General features: G+C 47.0%; 14 protein-coding genes, 1 tRNA gene and 1 pseudogene. 12 read left to right on the forward strand and 4 right to left on the reverse strand.

The window, feature by feature from the left end:
- Window positions 1-55: 55 nt before the first annotated feature.
- Window positions 56-742 (reverse strand): annotated as a pseudogene (locus GKG41_RS13405) (PfkB family carbohydrate kinase); the annotation flags it as partial.
- A gap of 394 nt (window positions 743-1,136) precedes the next feature.
- On the opposite strand from GKG41_RS13405, the gene GKG41_RS13410 reads away from it, so the two are divergent.
- A complete protein-coding gene (locus GKG41_RS13410) occupies window positions 1,137-2,462 on the forward strand; it encodes a replication-associated recombination protein A (RefSeq protein WP_154259413.1) in 1,326 nt (441 codons plus the stop codon).
- A gap of 84 nt (window positions 2,463-2,546) precedes the next feature.
- Window positions 2,547-2,630, forward strand: a tRNA-Leu gene (locus GKG41_RS13415).
- A 531-nt stretch (window positions 2,631-3,161) separates the two neighbouring features.
- Here GKG41_RS13415 and GKG41_RS13420 read toward each other — a convergent pair.
- Complete coding sequence (locus GKG41_RS13420) at window positions 3,162-4,022, reverse strand: amidohydrolase family protein (RefSeq protein WP_154259415.1); 861 nt, start codon at window positions 4,020-4,022, stop codon at window positions 3,162-3,164.
- 106 nt (window positions 4,023-4,128) lie between these two features.
- Here GKG41_RS13420 and GKG41_RS13425 point away from each other — a divergent pair, with 106 nt between their 5' ends.
- The 9 genes from GKG41_RS13425 (at window position 4,129) to GKG41_RS13465 (ending at window position 13,691) form a co-directional block, all read left to right on the forward strand.
- Entirely contained in the window at window positions 4,129-4,959 is an 831-nt protein-coding gene (locus GKG41_RS13425) for a deoxyribonuclease IV (RefSeq protein ID WP_154259564.1), read from the forward strand.
- A 171-nt stretch (window positions 4,960-5,130) separates the two neighbouring features.
- Window positions 5,131-5,532: a CidA/LrgA family protein gene (locus GKG41_RS13430; protein WP_154259417.1), complete on the forward strand. Its 402-nt coding sequence runs from the start codon at window positions 5,131-5,133 to the stop codon at window positions 5,530-5,532.
- Window positions 5,516-6,208 carry an LrgB family protein gene (locus GKG41_RS13435; RefSeq protein WP_154259419.1) on the forward strand — a complete coding sequence of 231 codons (693 nt, stop codon included), beginning with the start codon at window positions 5,516-5,518 and terminating at the stop codon, window positions 6,206-6,208. Before GKG41_RS13430 ends, GKG41_RS13435 begins: the two co-directional genes overlap by 17 nt.
- A gap of 213 nt (window positions 6,209-6,421) precedes the next feature.
- The gene (locus GKG41_RS13440) at window positions 6,422-7,429 is read left to right on the forward strand and encodes a deoxyguanosinetriphosphate triphosphohydrolase (protein WP_154259422.1); all 1,008 of its coding nucleotides are present in this window, start codon (window positions 6,422-6,424) and stop codon (window positions 7,427-7,429) included.
- 80 nt (window positions 7,430-7,509) lie between these two features.
- On the forward strand, window positions 7,510-9,294 hold the full coding sequence (gene dnaG, locus GKG41_RS13445; RefSeq protein ID WP_154259424.1) for a DNA primase: 1,785 nt from the start codon (window positions 7,510-7,512) through the stop codon (window positions 9,292-9,294).
- Between the two features lie 39 nt (window positions 9,295-9,333).
- A complete protein-coding gene (gene rpoD, locus GKG41_RS13450) occupies window positions 9,334-10,458 on the forward strand; it encodes an RNA polymerase sigma factor RpoD (RefSeq protein ID WP_154259426.1) in 1,125 nt (374 codons plus the stop codon).
- Between the two features lie 15 nt (window positions 10,459-10,473).
- Entirely contained in the window at window positions 10,474-11,169 is a 696-nt protein-coding gene (locus GKG41_RS13455) for a class I SAM-dependent methyltransferase (protein ID WP_154259428.1), read from the forward strand.
- Window positions 11,159-11,941 carry a Nif3-like dinuclear metal center hexameric protein gene (locus tag GKG41_RS13460; RefSeq protein ID WP_154259435.1) on the forward strand — a complete coding sequence of 261 codons (783 nt, stop codon included), beginning with the start codon at window positions 11,159-11,161 and terminating at the stop codon, window positions 11,939-11,941. The genes GKG41_RS13455 and GKG41_RS13460 overlap by 11 nt, the downstream gene beginning before the upstream one ends.
- An 82-nt stretch (window positions 11,942-12,023) precedes the next feature.
- On the forward strand, window positions 12,024-13,691 hold the full coding sequence (locus tag GKG41_RS13465; protein WP_154259437.1) for a nucleoside kinase: 1,668 nt from the start codon (window positions 12,024-12,026) through the stop codon (window positions 13,689-13,691).
- Between the two features lie 98 nt (window positions 13,692-13,789).
- Here the strand turns inward: GKG41_RS13465 and GKG41_RS13470 are convergent, their stop codons facing one another.
- Together GKG41_RS13470 and GKG41_RS13475 are read right to left on the reverse strand one after the other, a co-directional pair.
- Entirely contained in the window at window positions 13,790-14,452 is a 663-nt protein-coding gene (locus tag GKG41_RS13470) for a DUF624 domain-containing protein (protein WP_154259439.1), read from the reverse strand.
- 4 nt (window positions 14,453-14,456) lie between these two features.
- Complete coding sequence (locus GKG41_RS13475) at window positions 14,457-15,740, reverse strand: hemolysin family protein (RefSeq protein ID WP_154259441.1); 1,284 nt, start codon at window positions 15,738-15,740, stop codon at window positions 14,457-14,459.
- A 286-nt stretch (window positions 15,741-16,026) separates the two neighbouring features.
- Here GKG41_RS13475 and GKG41_RS13480 point away from each other — a divergent pair, with 286 nt between their 5' ends.
- The gene (locus GKG41_RS13480) at window positions 16,027-18,132 is read left to right on the forward strand and encodes an LPXTG cell wall anchor domain-containing protein (RefSeq protein ID WP_154259443.1); all 2,106 of its coding nucleotides are present in this window, start codon (window positions 16,027-16,029) and stop codon (window positions 18,130-18,132) included.
- The last annotated feature ends 8 nt before the right edge of the window (window positions 18,133-18,140 follow it).

Below are 18,140 nucleotides of genomic sequence, written 5' to 3' on the forward strand. Positions count from 1 at the left end.
AATTACCCATTTAAACCGGAATCGTTTAAATGGGTAATTAGTTTGTCCTGATTTTTTATCTTTGTACACGGCCGCTTGTATTGCCGCCTGCAAGAGAGGTGACTTCATCGGGGGTAACCAGATTAAAATCATGCTCAATGGTATGCTTCAGACAAGAGGCAGCCGCTGCGAATTCCACGGCTTCCTGAGAAGAATAGCCGGAGATCAGAGAGTAGATAAGCCCTCCTCCAAAGCTGTCGCCACCGCCTACACGGTCCACAATGTGAATGGAATAAGTACGGGAGAAAAAGGCATTCTTACCGTCATAAAGCATGCCGCCCCAGTTGTTATCCGTAGCGGACAGGCTTCCCCGCAGTGTAATGGCAGCTTTTTTACAGCCGAACTGCCGGCAGATTTTTTGCGCTACGCCAATATACCCGTCCTTTGAAATATTACCGGTTTCAATATTAGTATTTTCAGCATGAATACCGAATACATCGGCGGCATCCTCTTCATTTGCGATGCAGACGTCTACGTATGGCAGTAATCTGCTCATGACCTCCTTTGCTTCATCTCTGGACCATGATTTTTTGCGGTAGTTTAAATCGCAGCTGACCGTCAGCCCCATTTCCTTGGCGGCTTTTTCAACAAAATAGGTGCCAAGCCTGGGACCGCCGCGAAGAACCGATGAGGTATCTACGCCATAACGGCGCAGAGCGTTAACTGCGGACTATCCGATCTCGTGTTCCGGCACCTTTGATACTCAGATGCGAAGCTTCCCCGGGCGGCAAAAGAAAAAGGATTCCAGTCCTATGTTGGAAAAGCCATGAGTTCATGCCAGGGAATCCGGGCAATGGAGATCTGGACGGGAAAGAAACCCTCAGATGAGGATGCCAGAAGGCTGGTGGCCTCCGTCGAGATGGAAGCGTGATAAAAAACAGGTGCTGAAGACTCTTATCAGAGTCCGGGCACCTGTTTTTTGCGTCTCCTTTGCAGGTCTGTACGGGTATAATACAGGATCAAAGGCTGCAACATGAAATAAAGCATTGATGTCCGAACAAATGTTTGATAAAATAGTAATGATGATTTATAGAATTTCGTATATAAGTTGTCCACAGGAAAATAAGAATTAAGGATCGGTAAGGAGTGGTATAGATATGGAACAGATGACGTTATTTGATGACAGAGGCCGGAGCGCTCCCCTGGCCAGCAGACTTCGGCCGGAGCGTCTGGAAGAGTTTGTAGGGCAGGAACATCTGCTGGGGGAGGGCAAGATGCTGCGCCAGCTTATAGAGCGGGATCAGATATCCTCCATGATTTTCTGGGGCGCACCTGGAATAGGTAAAACCTCACTTGCGAGCATCATAGCAAACCGCACCAAGGCAGATTTTATAAATTTTAGTGCTGTTACCAGCGGAATCAGGGAGATTAAGGATGTGATGAGCCGCGCGGAAAGCAGCCGGAGAATGGGAATCCGCACGGTATTGTTTGTAGACGAGATTCACCGTTTCAATAAGGCACAGCAGGATGCCTTTCTGCCTTATGTGGAGAAGGGAAGCATTATCCTTATCGGTGCTACTACAGAAAATCCTTCTTTCGAGATTAACGCGGCTCTCCTGTCACGGTGTAAGGTATTTGTACTCAAGGCATTGGAAGAAAAAGATCTGGTAAAACTTCTGACGCATGCACTTAAAAGTCCTGCCGGATTCGGGGGACAGAATATCCGTATTACGGACCGACAGCTTCAGGCTGTGGCTGCCTTTGCGAACGGGGATGCCAGGATTGCTCTTAATACTCTGGAAATGGCGGTGTTAAACGGTGCAATTGACAGCAGCGGGGGTGTCACTGTTACAGATGAGGGAATGTCACAGTGTATCAGCAGAAAATCACTTCTCTATGACAAGAATGGAGAGGAGCATTACAATCTGATCTCCGCACTTCATAAATCTATGCGCAACAGCGATCCGGACGCGGCAGTGTACTGGCTTGCGCGAATGCTGGAAGCAGGGGAGGATCCCCTTTATGTGGCCAGGCGTCTGATTCGCTTTGCCAGTGAAGATGTGGGAATGGCGGACAGCCATGCCCTGAATCTGGCAGTCTCTGCCTACCAGGCATGCCACTTTAATGGAATGCCTGAATGCAATGTGAATCTAACCCATGCAGTCGTGTACCTGTCTATGGCACCGAAGTCCAATGCCTTATATACCGCCTATGAAGAGTGTAAAAATGATGCCATGAATCACCTTGCGGAACCAGTTCCCCTTCAGATTAGAAATGCTCCCACAGGGTTGATGGGTGAACTTCACTATGGGGAAGGGTATGTATATGCCCATGATACAAAGGAGAAATTGTCTCGTATGCAGTGCCTGCCGGATGCCCTGAAAGACAGATGTTACTATCAGCCCACATCTCAGGGGGAAGAGAAAGAAGTAAAGGAAAAGCTTGACAGAATTAAGGCTTGGAAAAAAGGGGAAAAAAGTTGAAAAAAATTCTGAAAAGGTGTTGACGAAACATAAACTGGATGCTATAATATCACTTGTCGTTCGGCAGTAAAGCCAAGGCGATAAGCGGGAGTGCTGGAATTGGCAGACAGGCAAGACTAAGGATCTTGTGGGTGTATGCTCGTGTGGGTTCAAGTCCCATCTCCCGCAGTAGAATCTCTGTAAATGCAGTTTACAGAGATTTTTTTGTGTCTAATTGGGATTTAAGGGTGTAGCGCTTGGACTTCAGCTTAAAGTGATTCAAGTCGGAAAGTGTGAGGTGGCGGGGGGACGGTGAGAGAAGTTCCAGGGGGGGCGCTATCTATCCAAAACATCAAGCGGACAATGGTGCGAAATAAGAGGAAAAGTGTACAACTCCCAACCTTTCCCCCGTTTTCCGTGAATGTGAAGTGAGTCTCTGCCAGGTCAAGGGAGGAGGTCTTGGGGCCAGGGGTACTGTGTGGAGCTGCGCAGACTACGGAGTGCGTCCGAAGATCCACTGTCGGCGGTCACTTAGGAGCGAAGGCTTTCCTGAGCTTCTTAGTGAACGGCCAGGCAGCTAGCTGAGGAGAAACGCAGTAGCAAGCAGATCCACACAGTACCCCTGGCCCCAAGACCTCCTCCCTTGACCGTCCGTCTGCGACACTCCGCTCGCCGACTATTTTATCTCGAACTTTACATACACAAAACAATTACACAAAACTAAAATTTTTCTTTAATCTTCCTCTCCCCCAACTCCAATCTCTGTTCCAGATCCCTTTCCCCTGAAAGAATACTCTTAAACCGCCTCAACTCATCTAAAAGTCCCTGTCCATGGGGAACCAGATAAGCGCCTGCGTCGCTGCCCAAAGCCATGGTGACGCCGGCTTTCCAGGCTTTTCTTATGTTATCACCGGCTTCCTGCCAGATGCTTTCCAGAACGGTGTCCGTAAACCGCCCGCAGCCTATGAGGTTAGGAACTACAGTGACCGTAGGCACCCACACAGCCTCAGACTGGGAAAAGGCCAGGATGCACTCATCATCCATGTAATTGCCGTGTTCCACGCTGTCCACGCCGGCCAGCAGGGCATCGTATACAGGGCCGGCTCCGTTGGTATGGGTCATGACCGCAAAACCTTCCTCATGAGCGATATGCACCATTTCTTTAACCAGGGCATAGGGCAGGGCATCCCCCGTGATATGGCCGTCCGTATCGAAGTCCATGATTCCCGTTGTCATGATCTTAATAAAATCCCCGCCCTGCTTCTTTACCTCTCTGACAAGGGCAGTATATTCCGGAAGAGTGTCGAAGCCCCTGCCTACAATGCCCCCGTAGTGGCCATTTTTATGTATTGCAAATATAGGAGTGCGGTAGTCGATTCCGTAAGAGGGGGCAATCTCCCGTGCCCGCCTGGATACACCTAAGCTGTCCCCGCCGTCCCTGACAAACCGGATACCCAGTTTTTGATAGGCTGAAAAATGGGCATGAATTACAGATTCGTCTACACCGGTCTGATGGCGGTTTACCGCATGTTTATAGTTAACAGCGTCCATAATAATATGGGCATGACATTCTCCGAACATAGTATCTCTTCTTTCTTTGTGTGATTTGTGATAGAATAGGAGCTGTTAAGCTCAAATAATAATATATCAGATATTGCATGAAATGTTAAGAAAAAGGAGAATTATGATGTTAACAATAGGAAGCCATTTATCATCTGCAAAAGGGTATGAAGCTATGGGAAAAGAAGCCTTGAAAATCGGTGCCAATACCTTTCAGTTCTTTACCAGGAATCCCAGAGGGGGGAAGGCAAAAGAGATACGGCCGGAAGATGTGCAGTCTTTTCAGAACCTCTCCCAAGCCCATGGGTTTCCCTGTATTCTGGCTCATGCACCCTATACCATGAATGCCTGCGGAGCAGATGAAAAAGTACGCACCTTTGCCATTGAAACCATGGCAGACGATCTCAGAAGAATGGAGTATACACCGGGAAATTATTATAACTTTCATCCGGGAAGCCACGTTAAGCAGGGGGCTGAAAAAGGGATTGCTCTGATTGCTGATGTCTTGAATCGGAATCTGAGGCCGGAACAGTCCACGACTGTGCTTTTGGAGACTATGTCCGGAAAAGGAAGTGAGGTAGGACGAAACTTCCAGGAACTGCGGGAGATCCTGGATCGTGTGGAACTCTCGGATAAAATGGGAGTCTGTATGGATACCTGCCATGTATTTGACGGCGGGTATGATATTGTAAATGATCTGGATGAAGTGCTGACGGAGTTTGATCAGGTGATCGGACTGAAGCGTTTAAAAGCGATCCACTTAAATGACAGTATGAATGAGCTGGGCAGCCATAAGGACAGGCATGCCAGGATAGGGGAGGGGCATATCGGCAAAGAGGCCTTGATCCGTATCATCAATCATCCTGCACTGAGAGAGCTGCCTTTTTATCTGGAAACGCCAAATGATCTGGAGGGCTATGCCAGAGAAATCCAGCTTCTAAGAGAGGCATACCGTTAACGGCAGACCGTATAAAAATAACCAGAAAGTATAAGAAAAAGAAAATAATATTGTTCAATCATCTGAAATTAGTGGAAAAGTGGGAGGCAATATTAACAGAGGATCCCAGTTGTGCTATCATAAAGGGCGAATGGCTATTAGAGTGTAACAGAAAGAAGGGTCTTAATTATTATGAAGTATGTAAAGCAAATTGGGATTATCGGAGGCATTACCTTTGCAGGGGAGCTGCTGAATTATCTGCTGCCTCTGCCGGTTCCGGCCAGTGTGTATGGAATGATTCTGCTGTTTCTGGCTCTGTGTATGAGATTCGTTAAAGAAGAACAGATAAAAGAAACTGCCGATTTTCTGCTGGTGCTGATGCCTGTGATGTTTACAGGGCCAAGTGTGGGAGTAATAGAGAATTACGCCAGTATATCCCAGGGGCTGCTGGGGTTTGCTGTGATTATTGTAATTACAACTGCGGCAATTATGGGGGTAACAGGGGCAGTCACCCAGGGAGCAATGCGGCTGTGCGCAAAGGTGAAAAAAACGGAAAAAGAGTCAGGGGGTGAGGATTATGAATGCGGTGTTTGAGAATTCAGCATATTTTGGATTCTTTCTTACCCTGCTGGGGTATGGGCTGGGGCTGGCAGTCCAGAAAAAAACGAAACTGGCAGTGTGCAATCCCCTTCTTATCTCCACTGTATTTATTATTGCGGTGCTGCTTGCCGGCAGGATTCGTTATCAGACGTTTAACCAGGGGGCGCAGTATATCACGTATCTGCTCACTCCGGCTACGGTCTGCCTGGCACTGCCTTTGTACCGGCAGCTCAGGATTCTGAAAGAGAACCTTGTGCCTGTACTGGCTGGACTTACCGCAGGTACAGTCACCTGTATGGCTTTGATTGGAGGGATGGCCTGCCTGCTGCATCTGGAACGAACCATGACCCTGTCTCTGCTCCCAAAATCCATCACAACAGCCATTGCCATTGGCGTGACAGAGGAGATCGGAGGCCTGTCAGGTATAACAGTTGCTGCGGTGGTAATCACAGGAATACTTAGTACCGTGGTCGCCGATCTGGTCTTTAAGGTATGTCGTATCAAAGACCCTGTGGCTCAGGGACTTGCACTGGGAGCTTCAGGACACGCCATCGGGACAAGCAAAGCTCTTGGGATGGGTGAGGTTCAGGGGGCTATGAGCAGCCTTGCCATTGTAGTTACAGGAATCATAACGGTTGTTTTGGTTCCGATGGTTGCCAGATTTATATAGGAGCAGAAATGCGGATACCTGTCTGTGAGCAGATACAGACAGTATCCGTATTTTTTTACTCTGCAGGGCGGGCTCTATAAAGCAAAAATTACTGGGAGGAGGCACCATACAAAATAAGGCCTTTTCTTACAAAAAAGAGGAAATTTTTGTATTTTGCGGAATATATTAAATATAGACACTTTGATTTTACTTGTTCCCATGGAGGTGCAAAGTATGACAATTCGTGAAAGTTTTGAAGAACTGGAGATGGAACTTCTGAGTCCCTATGCCTCTTACAGCAGACATTCAAGAGGACGCAGGAGGCATGAAGAAGAGTGTGATGTGCGAACCGTCTATCAAAGAGACAGAGACAGGATTCTGCATTCCAAGGCGTTTCGGAGGATGAAAGATAAAACACAAGTGTTTTTGTCTCCTCAGGGGGATCATTACCGCAACCGGCTGACACATACCTTAGAGGTGTCTCAGATTGCAAGAACCATTGCAAAAGCACTCCGTCTGAATGAGGATCTTGTGGAAGCTATTGCTTTGGGACATGATCTGGGGCATACGCCCTTTGGACATGCCGGAGAAAAGGTGCTGGACACTATATGTCCTCTGGGATTTGCCCACTATAAACAGAGTGTGCGGGTGGTAGAGCGGCTGGAAAAGCGGGGAGAAGGACTGAATCTGACCTGGGAAGTACTGGATGGAATACGCAATCACCGAACTGCGGGAAGCCCCAGCACACTGGAAGGACAGATTGTGCGCTACTGTGACAAAATCGCCTACATACACCACGATATGGATGACGCAGAACGAGCGGGGATTATCAGTGAGGATAACATTCCCATCACAATCCGAATGCTTTTGGGGTACACGACCAGAGAGCGGCTCAATACCTTTATCCATGACATTATCAGAAACAGCCAGGGGAGAGACAAGATCACAATGTCTCCGGAGATAGAAGAGGGCATGCGGGATCTGAGGAGCATTATGTTTCAGGATGTGTATCTGAATCCTGTGGCGAAAAAGGAAGAAGAGAAAGCCTGCAATATGATAGAAAAGCTGTATGAATACTACAGCTTACATGAAACAGCTATGTCCCAGGAGTATGTGGAACTAATACAAAACGGAGAGGAAAAGGAGAGGGTGGTATGCGATTACATATCGGGAATGACCGACCAATTTTCCATTAATAAGTTCCGGGAAATCTATATTCCGAAGGGATGGGAAGTATATTGACAGGAATTTCCGACAAAAAAATGAGAAAAAGGAAAAGGAAACCGGGAAGTAACGTGTAATATAGCATATGGAGGAAGAACATGTATTATTCAGATGATTTAATTGAAGAGATACGAATGAAAAATGATATCGTGGATGTCATCTCCGGCTATGTGAAGCTTCAGAGAAAGGGAAGTTCCTACTTTGGTCTTTGTCCCTTTCACAATGAAAAATCTCCTTCCTTTTCTGTGAGCCCCGGAAAGCAGATGTATTACTGCTTTGGCTGCGGAGCCGGAGGCAACGTATATACCTTTATTATGGAATATGAGAATTATACCTTTGTAGAGGCAGTCAAAATGCTGGCTGAACGTGCCGGAGTGGAGCTTCCTGAGATGGAATACTCCAGAGAACAGAAAGCGCAGGCTGACCGGAAGGCTCTCTTGCTGGAGATTCAGAAACAGGCTGCGAACTTTTACTATTACCAGCTCCGCCAGGAGGCGGGCAGACAGGCTTACGGCTATCTCACCGGCAGAGGTCTCAGTGACGAAACCATAAAAAAGTTCGGACTCGGCTATTCGTCTAAATATTCGGACATGCTGCACCGGTACCTGAAACAAAAGGGCTATTCGGATGAGCTGTTAAAGGATTCCGGCCTCTTTCAGTTTGATGAGAAAAGAGGAATGCATGACAAGTTCTGGAATCGTGTGATGTTTCCCATTCAGGATGTGAACGGCCGGGTGATTGGATTCGGAGGGCGTGTGATGGGGGATGGAAAACCCAAATATCTGAACTCTCCGGAGACAAAGATATTCGACAAAAGCAGGAACCTCTATGGACTGAACATCGCCAGAACCTCCAGAAAGAAAAATCTGATTATATGTGAAGGTTATATGGATGTCATTGCCATGCACCAGGCAGGATTTACCAATGCGGTAGCTTCTCTTGGGACAGCTTTGACGTCCGGGCATGCCAGCCTGATGCGCAGGTACACAGAGGAAGTCCTCCTCACCTATGACAGCGATGAGGCGGGAAGAAAAGCAGCACTCAGAGGAATTCCCATAGTGAAGGCCGCAGGACTCAAGGCCAGGGTGGTGAATCTGTCCCCCTATAAGGATCCGGATGAGTTTATACAGGCACTGGGAAGGGAAGCTTTTGAAGAGCGTCTGGATGAAGCAATGAACAGTTTTCTGTTCGAAATCTCTGTGATGGAAGGGGAGTATGATCTTGGGGATCCCCAGGGCAAGACGGATTTTTACCGGGCAATAGCCAAGAAGCTGCTGGAATTTCCGGAGGAGATCGAGCGGAACAACTATATGGAATCCATTGCATCTAAGTACCATATTGCCTATGAAGATTTGAAGCGGCTGGTGAATAAGCTGGCCCTCAGCGGAACACCGGCAGAGGAGAGAATTAAGCCTAAATCCGGCATTCACAAAAAAAACAATAAAGAAAGCGGAATAGAAACGTCCCAGAAGCTGATGCTAACCTGGCTTGTTTCCTATCCGTCCATGTTTGACACGGTGAGAGGCTATATTGGCCCGGATGATTTTACCACCCCTCTGTACCATACAGTGGCAGAGCTTTTATATGAACAGCACGCACAGGGTGAAGTGAATCCGGCAAAGCTACTGAACCGGTTTACAGACAGTGAAGAACAAAAAGAGATCGCCTCTTTATTCAATGCCACACTTCATCTGGAGACAGACGGAGAACGGCAGCAGGCATTAACCGATACGGTATGCCGAATTATGAGAAATAGCATCGAATATCGGACAGCACACCTGTCTCCCACTGATATGCAGGGTTTACAGCAGATTTTGGCGGATAAGCGCAGATTAGAGGAGATAGAGGCAAAACGGGTGATATTGCATATTTCTTTCGATTAAGGATAAAATATAAACAAGTTATGAGAGGATGGAACACCTATGGAAATGAATATGGCAAAATTCAGTGAAAAATTAGCAGAGCTTCTGGAAATGGGCAAAAAGAAAAAGAATGTTCTGGAATATCAGGAGATTAATGACTTTTTCCGGGATACCCCGCTGGATGCTGAATATCTGGACAAAGTCTTTGACTATCTGGAAGCCAATGGAATCGACGTGCTGAGAATCAGCGATACGGATACGGATGTGCTGTTGCTGGACGATGATGAAGATATTAAGTTGGACGAAGAAGACGAGGTTGATGTAGAGAATATAGATTTGACTGTGCCTGAGGGGATCAGCATTGAGGATCCGGTGCGGATGTATCTGAAAGAGATTGGAAAGGTTCCCCTTCTGACCGCGGAGGAAGAAATTGCGCTTGCCCAGCGGATGGAAGACGGGGATGAGAATGCCAAAAAGCGTTTGGCAGAGGCGAACCTCCGTCTGGTGGTGAGCATAGCAAAGCGCTATGTAGGCCGGGGGATGCTGTTTTTGGATCTGATCCAGGAAGGAAATCTTGGTCTTATCAAGGCAGTGGAAAAGTTTGACTACAGAAAAGGATACAAGTTCAGCACCTATGCCACCTGGTGGATCCGCCAGGCAATTACAAGGGCCATAGCCGATCAGGCCCGTACCATCCGTATTCCGGTTCACATGGTGGAGACCATTAATAAACTGATCCGGGTATCCAGACAGCTCCTTCAAGAGCTTGGCCGTGAACCTCTGCCGGAAGAGATCGCAGAGGAGATGAATATGTCAGTTGACCGTGTGCGCGAGATTCTTAAAATTTCACAGGAGCCGGTGTCCTTAGAAACTCCTATCGGAGAGGAAGAAGACAGCCATTTGGGTGATTTTATTCAGGATGACAATGTACCTGTGCCCGCGGATGCAGCAGCATTTACCCTGTTAAAGGAACAGCTGGTGGAAGTACTGGGAACCCTTACCGAGAGAGAACAAAAGGTGCTCCGTCTTCGCTTCGGCCTGGATGACGGCCGCGCCAGAACATTGGAGGAAGTGGGAAAAGAATTCAATGTAACCAGGGAACGTATCCGTCAGATTGAGGCAAAGGCCCTTAGAAAACTCCGCCATCCCAGCCGCAGCCGCAAGCTGAAAGACTATTTGGATTAATACAGGAGAAATCGTATGCAGTTATCCAACAGGCTTTTAGCTGTGGCCGGCATGGTTACAGAGGGAAACACAGTTGCAGATGTAGGCTGTGACCATGGGTATATCCCCATTTATCTGATACAGCAGAAAAAGATACCATGCGCCATCGCCATGGACATCCGGAGAGGCCCTTTGTCCCGGGCTGAGGCACACATAGAGGAAAATGGGCTCAGGGAATACATACAGACACGCCTGTCAGACGGTGTACAGGCCCTGAAGCCCGGAGAAGCAGACACGCTTATCATTGCCGGGATGGGGGGAGGTCTGGTACAGAAGATTCTCAGGGACGGCGAAGAAGTCCTCCGCAGTGTATCGGAATTCATTCTTCAGCCCCAGTCAGAGATCCGCCAGGTACGATTCTTTCTGCAGAAAAACGGATACTTCATAACAGATGAGACAATGGTGCTGGAAGATGGAAAATACTATCCCATGATGAGGGCTGTCCATGGAGAGATGGAATATACGGAAGAGATTTACTTAAGGTACGGACGAGAACTGCTTCAGTCCGGGCATCCTGTTCTGAGACAGTTCCTGGAGAAGGAAAGAGATACCTGCCTGCAGATTCTGGATACGCTTTCTTTATCCGGAACCTCTCAGGCAAGAGAACGGGAAAAAGAAATTCAACAGGAGATGCAGTATATAAAAGCTGCTTTACAACACTATGAAATGTAAGAAAATTATACAGACGCTGGAGAGATTGTATCCCCCGTCCTTTGCAGAGGATTGGGACAACGTCGGACTGTTGGTGGGAGATGAGGAAGCAGAGATATCCAGGATATTTCTTGCCCTGGATGTGACGGATGAGACATTAAATGCCGCAGTAAATTTTCATGCGGATCTGATGATAACCCATCATCCTATGATCTTCAGCGGGATCAAACAAGTAAACGCCGGGAATTATCTGGGAAGACGGATCATAAAAATGATAAAAGAGGACATATCCTGCTATGCCATGCACACAAATTTTGATATCTGCGGCATGGCAGAACTGAGTGCCGGGTATCTTCAGCTGACCGACACCTCCGTGCTGGATGTTACCTTTGAGGACAGCGGCAGAGAGGAAGGGATTGGAAGAGTGGGAACCCTTCCCCGGAGGATGACACTGAGGGAGTGCGCCGATTTTGTGAAAAAAGCCCTGAATCTGTCCCATGTAACCGTTTACGGGGATATGGAGCAGAGTCTGGAACGTGCAGCCGTGTCTACCGGATCCGGAAAGAGTATGGTGGCAAAGGCTATCTCGTCAGGGGCTGAAGTTCTGGTGACAGGGGACATTGACTATCATACGGGAATTGATGCGCCTTCCAGAGGGATAGCCATTATTGATGCAGGGCATTACGGAACAGAAGCTATGTTTATTGATTTTATGAGACAGGTACTTGCCAAAGAATACCCGCAGCTCTCTGTGGAGGGAATGCCGGTAAAGGAGCCGTTTACCTGGATATAAAATCATTGATTGGATCATGCAGAGCAGAATTGGGACGGGGAAGTGTATTCCTTCGTCCTTACTTTATAAATGGAGGTTGCTTATGGAACAGGAGAAAATTTGTGTGGAAATTAACGGGGAAAAGAGGGAGTATCCATGGGGAATTACCTTTGGAGAAATTGCACAGGATTATGAGGGTAGCACCAGATATCCTATTGTGCTGGTTACAGTGAATGGAAAACTAAAAGAACTCCATAAACGTCTGAAGAGAGAGTGCACCATAGAATTTATCACCACCGGAGACTCCATTGGACATAAAACATACAAAAGAAGCGCCTCTCTTCTTCTTCTGAAAGCAGTGTACCATGTGGCCGGACACGAAAACGTAGAGAAGGCAGTCCTTCACTTTGCGGTGGGCTCCGGATTCTATTTTACAATTCAGGGAAAGGTGAAAGTGGATGAAGAATTTCTAGGGAAAGTAAAAGCCTATATGATGGAAATGGTGGAGAAGAAGATTCCCATTATGAAGCGGAGTGTGGGAACTAACGATGCCATAGATCTTTTTCACAAGCATGGTATGTATGATAAGGAAAAGCTGTTCCGCTACCGTAGGGTCTCCAGAGTCAATATTTACAGTATCGATGAATTTGAGGACTATTTTTATGGGTTTATGGTCAATCATACAGGTTATCTGAAATACTTCGATCTGTTTCTCTACGATGAGGGATTCGTTCTCCAGCTTCCGGAAGCCACCAATCCGGAGAAGGTGCCGCCGTTTCGTCCCATGCCTAAGATCTTTCAGGTGCAGAAGGAATCTGAGGAATGGGGAGAGCGGATGGATGTGGCTACGGTGGGAGAGCTGAACGACATGATTACCACCGTGGGCGCCAGAGAAATGATACTCATCGCTGAGGCACTTCAGGAAGGCAAGATATCCAAGATTGCGGAAGATATAGCAGGGATGAAGAGTAAGAAGTTTATTATGATAGCCGGCCCGTCTTCTTCCGGTAAAACTACATTTTCCCACAGACTCTCCATTCAGCTGTCTGCGCATGGGCTAAAGCCCCATCAGATCTCGGTAGATAATTATTTTGTCAATAGGGAAGATACGCCTGTGGACAGTGAGGGAAACAAAAACTACGAGTGTCTGGAGGCCTTGGATGTAAAACAGTTCAATGAAGATATGTGCAATCTTCTGGAGGGCAGGTGTGTGGAGCTGCCCACCTACAACTTTGTTACCGGCCAGAGGGAGTACAGGGGGGATACCATGCAGCTGGGCCCTGAGGATGTTTTGGTCATAGAGGGGATTCACTGCCTGAACGATAAACTCAGCAGTTCCCTTCCCTCGGACAGCAAATATAAGATTTATATCAGTGCCCTGACCCAGCTGAATATTGATGAACACAACCGGATTCCCACCACAGACGGGCGGCTAATCAGGCGTATTGTGAGAGATGCCAGAACCAGAGGTACTTCAGCTAAAAATACCATAGCCATGTGGCCATCTGTGAGAAGGGGAGAGAGCGAGAATATCTTCCCCTACCAGGAATCCGCGGATGTTATGTTTAACTCTGCTCTTATCTACGAGCTGGCGATTCTGAAGCTTTACGCAGAGCCTATTCTGTTTGGCATAGAGAGGGATGCACCGGAATATGTGGAGGCCAAGAGGCTGCTGAAGTTTCTGGACTATTTTGTGGGTGTGCCAAGTGAAGATATCCCTCATAATTCAATTCTCAGAGAATTTGTGGGCGGCGGATGCTTCCGCCTGTAGGCCAGACACAGTATAAAAAACTCCGAAAAAACGCCATGCAGGTGTAGGATGGTACTTGTTGTGAAAGTAATCCATTCTGTGCCTGCACGGCGTTTTTTTTATTCTGCCCCCTGTTGCTCCGGAGAGCTGTCCTCAGACTGAGGTTCATATTTAGCGAATATTTTTCGGAACAGCAGGGAATTAACATATGCGATGGCAGCAAATCCAAAGAAAAGCCATATAAAAAGTCCGTATGCCAGTGTTTTTCCTGTGAGAAAAGTCAGGAATACCGGAGCGATTGTGATCACTGCGATCAGTATGGTGTAAGGAAGATTCAGAATACTGAACAGAAGGGCATTCTTGAGGCTGTTCTTCACATCGTTGACAAACCTGGCAATATAGGGAAAAAGATAGAGCATGGTAATAGTATAAAAGGTACCGATAATAAGAATGGCTATCTGCATGACTTTTCCCATAACCCCTGTAAAGGCTGCCGTAATCCGGTAATCAAGACCGAGTATGATACCCAGAACCAGCATAATCAGCCATACAATTGTACTGATCTTAAAATTGCTCTTAAAGGCTTTCCAAAAGCCCTTTACCATGTAGGACTCTTCATTTCGAGCCATTTTGAGGGTGACTGTGTAAAGGGCTGTGGCTGAGGCCCCGATGGTGATAACCGGGACGCAGCAGATTAAAAACAGTATATTCAGAATAAAGATATCAGCTAATCTGGATAAAAATCTCATAAGAGGGCTGTCCAGACCAAAAAAACTACCCATAGTATTATTTCTCCTTTTCAGATGTTTCTTCCTTGGAGGGAAGATAGATATGCACAAGTTCAATCCGGTTTTTCACCACACTGTCCACAGTGAGACGGATCTGCTGAGGGGTGGTAACCTCCTCGCCCTTTACCGGAAAACGATCCAGCTGTTCAATGATATATCCGCCGATGGAATCATAGTCTTCGGATTCCAGTTCAATGTCAAGTTCTTCATTGAGATCATCCAGCTTTGTGGAGCCTAGGGAAAGGTATTCTTCTCCCGGCACAATCTCCGTAATCTCTTCTTCTTCCTGATCATCGTACTCGTCCCGGATATCTCCCACGATTTCTTCCAGAAGGTCCTCCAGTGTCACCAGGCCGGCTGTAGCTCCGTATTCATCCAGAACAATGGCAAAATTAATGGAATCCTCCCGCATCTCCATCAGAAGCTCAGAAGTATTTTTATATTCATAGGTGAAGTATGCCTCCCGCAGAATCGAACGGATGGAAAAGTTTTCTCTGGAGTCCAGCAGAAGCAAGTCCTTCATATTAACAATTCCAATGATGTTATCCGTAGTCTCTTCGTAGACAGGAAGTCTTGTAAACTTGTCCTCCCTGAAAATTTCAATCAACTCATCGTAGGTGGATTCCACATCCACAAAGGTTACATCAATGCGGGGTACCATTACATCTTTTGCCTGAGAGTCGCCGAAATCAAATACATTGTAGATCATCTGGCGTTCTTCGCTCTCAATCACTCCCTCTTCATGGCTGACGTTGAGAATGGTGCGGAGCTCGCTCTCGGTCATCGTACTGTTTTTGCCGTTAGGGTCTATTCGGAATAGAAGCAGCAGCCCAAGTGACAGTTTATTCACCAGGTAGATCACCGGGGTAAGCAGTACCATCAGTCCGTAGATTACCTTAGCGTAGGCCAGCGCCAGCTGTTCTGAGTAGATAGTAGCGACTGTCTTAGGTGTAATCTCCCCCAGAATCAGTATCAACAGTGTTAAGATACCTGTTGCCAGCCCTACGGCAGCATTGCCGAAAAGCTTAATCGTTACTGAAGTTGCCAGGGCAGAAGCACTTAGATTTACAATATTATTTCCTATTAAAACTGCGCTCAGCATCTTGCCGGAATCGTTGACCGCTTTTAATAAGGTGGCAGCCCTCTTGTTGCCGTCCTCAGCCATTGTCTGAATACGGATCTTGTTCACTGTGGTCATTGCGGTTTCTGCTGATGAGAAAAAAGCAGAAAGTGCTAATAACAGCAGCAGAACCATTAACTGTATGGCATCACTAGGATCCAATGAATGTCACTCCTTTATCTGTATAAATTATATATAAAGAAAAATATACAGTATTTCAGTAATAATTGCAAGTGAGAACTAAAAGCAGTGCTTGTGTGAGCGGTCTGCTGCACGGATGGATTTCCATAATATGGTTATTCAAAAAATATGATTTTAGGGGTGTCGAAAGAAAGAGAACTATGATATAATGTTTGGGAAAATGTAGAAATGTATATGCCCTATTTTGGGATATACTTGAATATAAACAGTCATCAATTTGAGAAGAGCAAACATAAGAGGTGGAAAAATGAAAAAACTAAACAGAGGTCAAAAAAGACGTTTTCATAATCTTGTTTCGAATATTATAGGTTTAAGCATTGTACTGTCCCTCATAGTATCAGGACTGGCAGGGAATACCCAGACAATACTGGCTGAGGCCGGAACTACTGTTTATCTGAACGGAGCTTCCGGAGATGACACGGCAGGAGGGGGTACGGCGGAAACTGCGGTGAAGACGTGGAAAAAAGCTAAATCCCTGGCGGGAAGCAGCGGGACAATCTATATCAGCGGTACTGTAACCATCTCTGGTACTGCGGAATGGTCCCTTCCCTCAGGAGTCAGCTTAAAAAGAGCTCCTGGTTTTACCAAACCTCTGGTTAATGTAGGGAAAGGCAGCAAGCTTACTCTGGCTGCCAATTATTTTGGAAAAGAAGACGCGTCCCTGGGGGATGACGGCTGCCTTGCAGTGAAGGGGGAAGAAAAGGCTGACAGCACACCAAAAAAAGAAGAAGCTCAAAAGAAGAATGAATCCAAGAAAGAGCCGTTAAAAGAGGATAAAGAACAGGAAAAACAGGAGACCGAGAAAAAAGAGACGGAAGATAAGAAGACAGACGACAATAAAAATACGGATGACGATAAAAATATAGAGAAAGAAGACGGCGGAAAGAGTAAGCCTGCAAAGGATATCTCTCTTCCGGATTCCTTTACTATGGAAAAGCCGGAGGCTCTGGCAAACTTGTCCCTGAAAAGCTGCAGCGGAGACGGAACTTTTTCCTGGGCAGACAGCAGCTTTGTACCTGATACATATGAAAGCGCCTGTGTAGTTATCTTTTCTCCAAGTGATAAAGAAAAGTATGACTATTCTCAGATAAAAGGTTGGGATGAGAAGAAAGGCGTGGTAAAGCGGACAGTCACTGTTTACACCGCCTCTCTGAAGGATACAGGGAAGGACACAGAGAAAACAGAATCCGACACTGGTAAGACTGAGACTGATGAGAAGACGGAAAACAGCGGCGGAACCCAGGGCAGTGAACCGGGAACAGACAAAACCCCTGATCAGGAAACACAGGACAAAGACAAGGCTGAGAATCCGGGAGGCGTACCTGAAAAGAACGATACGCAAAGTCAGGATAAGCAGCCAGGCACAGACAGTTCAAAGGGACAGGATACTCCCCAGGGAAGCGACAGCCCAGATAAGGATCCTGTTCAGGACAAGGAAAGCAGCGATGAGATAGGGGCTGATAATGAAGAAACACTAAAAGGGGAAGAGACGGAAAAGACGGTGGCCTCCCATAAGGGCAGTGCTTTCCATTTGGCAGTGGAATCCCTCCCCGTGAGAATCACGGAACAGTCCCAGGTGGGAAGAGTGGTTGCCGCATCGAAGCTATATGAGGAACTCTCCCCGGCGGATAAGGCAATGACTGCTGCTGATGATCTGAAAAAGCTGAAAGACGCCCAGGAGGCAGCGGGGTATGTAAACCGTACCAGCAACGGGGTAAGTGTTTCAGGGGATTTCCTTCCATGGTATGTACAGTTTCAGGTGAATCTGAATCATGACGCCCCGTCACTGGCGATTCCCACCATAGATACTCTGCTATCCTCTTATGAGATGAAGCTCTGGGACCTTATGACGGACACTGAATATGAGATTCCTCACGGCAGGAAAGTGACCGTAGTGATGAAAGCACCGGAGGTATCGGGGTATGAAAGTTTTACCATTGTCCATTATCTGGAGGATGGCACCGTAGAGCTTATCACTCCAGTCATTGCCGACGGACTGATGACATTTGAGACGTCATCCTTCAGTCCCTTTGACGTAGGAGGCAGCAAACCTCTGGTGGGGCTGCCGAGCGGTGACTCATCCGACAAGAAAACGAACAGTACAGGCAGCTCCAACAATAACAGCAGCCTGACCGGGAATAATGGCAGCAGTACGGACAGCAGCAACAAGACGGGAACCAATAAGAAAAAGACCCCAACTGCGAAAGCAGCTGCAGCCAAGACCCAGCAGACCAAAGCTTCCAATCCGAGTACAGGAGATACCAGTGTTTTGCTTCCTTATATTATTGGAGGAGCAGCAGCATTACTTATCATAATTATTCTTGTTGTTACCAGAAAAAAGAAGAAAAAATAGAAAAAAGT

The organism is Lactonifactor sp. BIOML-A5 (genome assembly GCF_009677585.1).
GTDB lineage: Bacteria > Bacillota > Clostridia > Lachnospirales > Lachnospiraceae > Lactonifactor.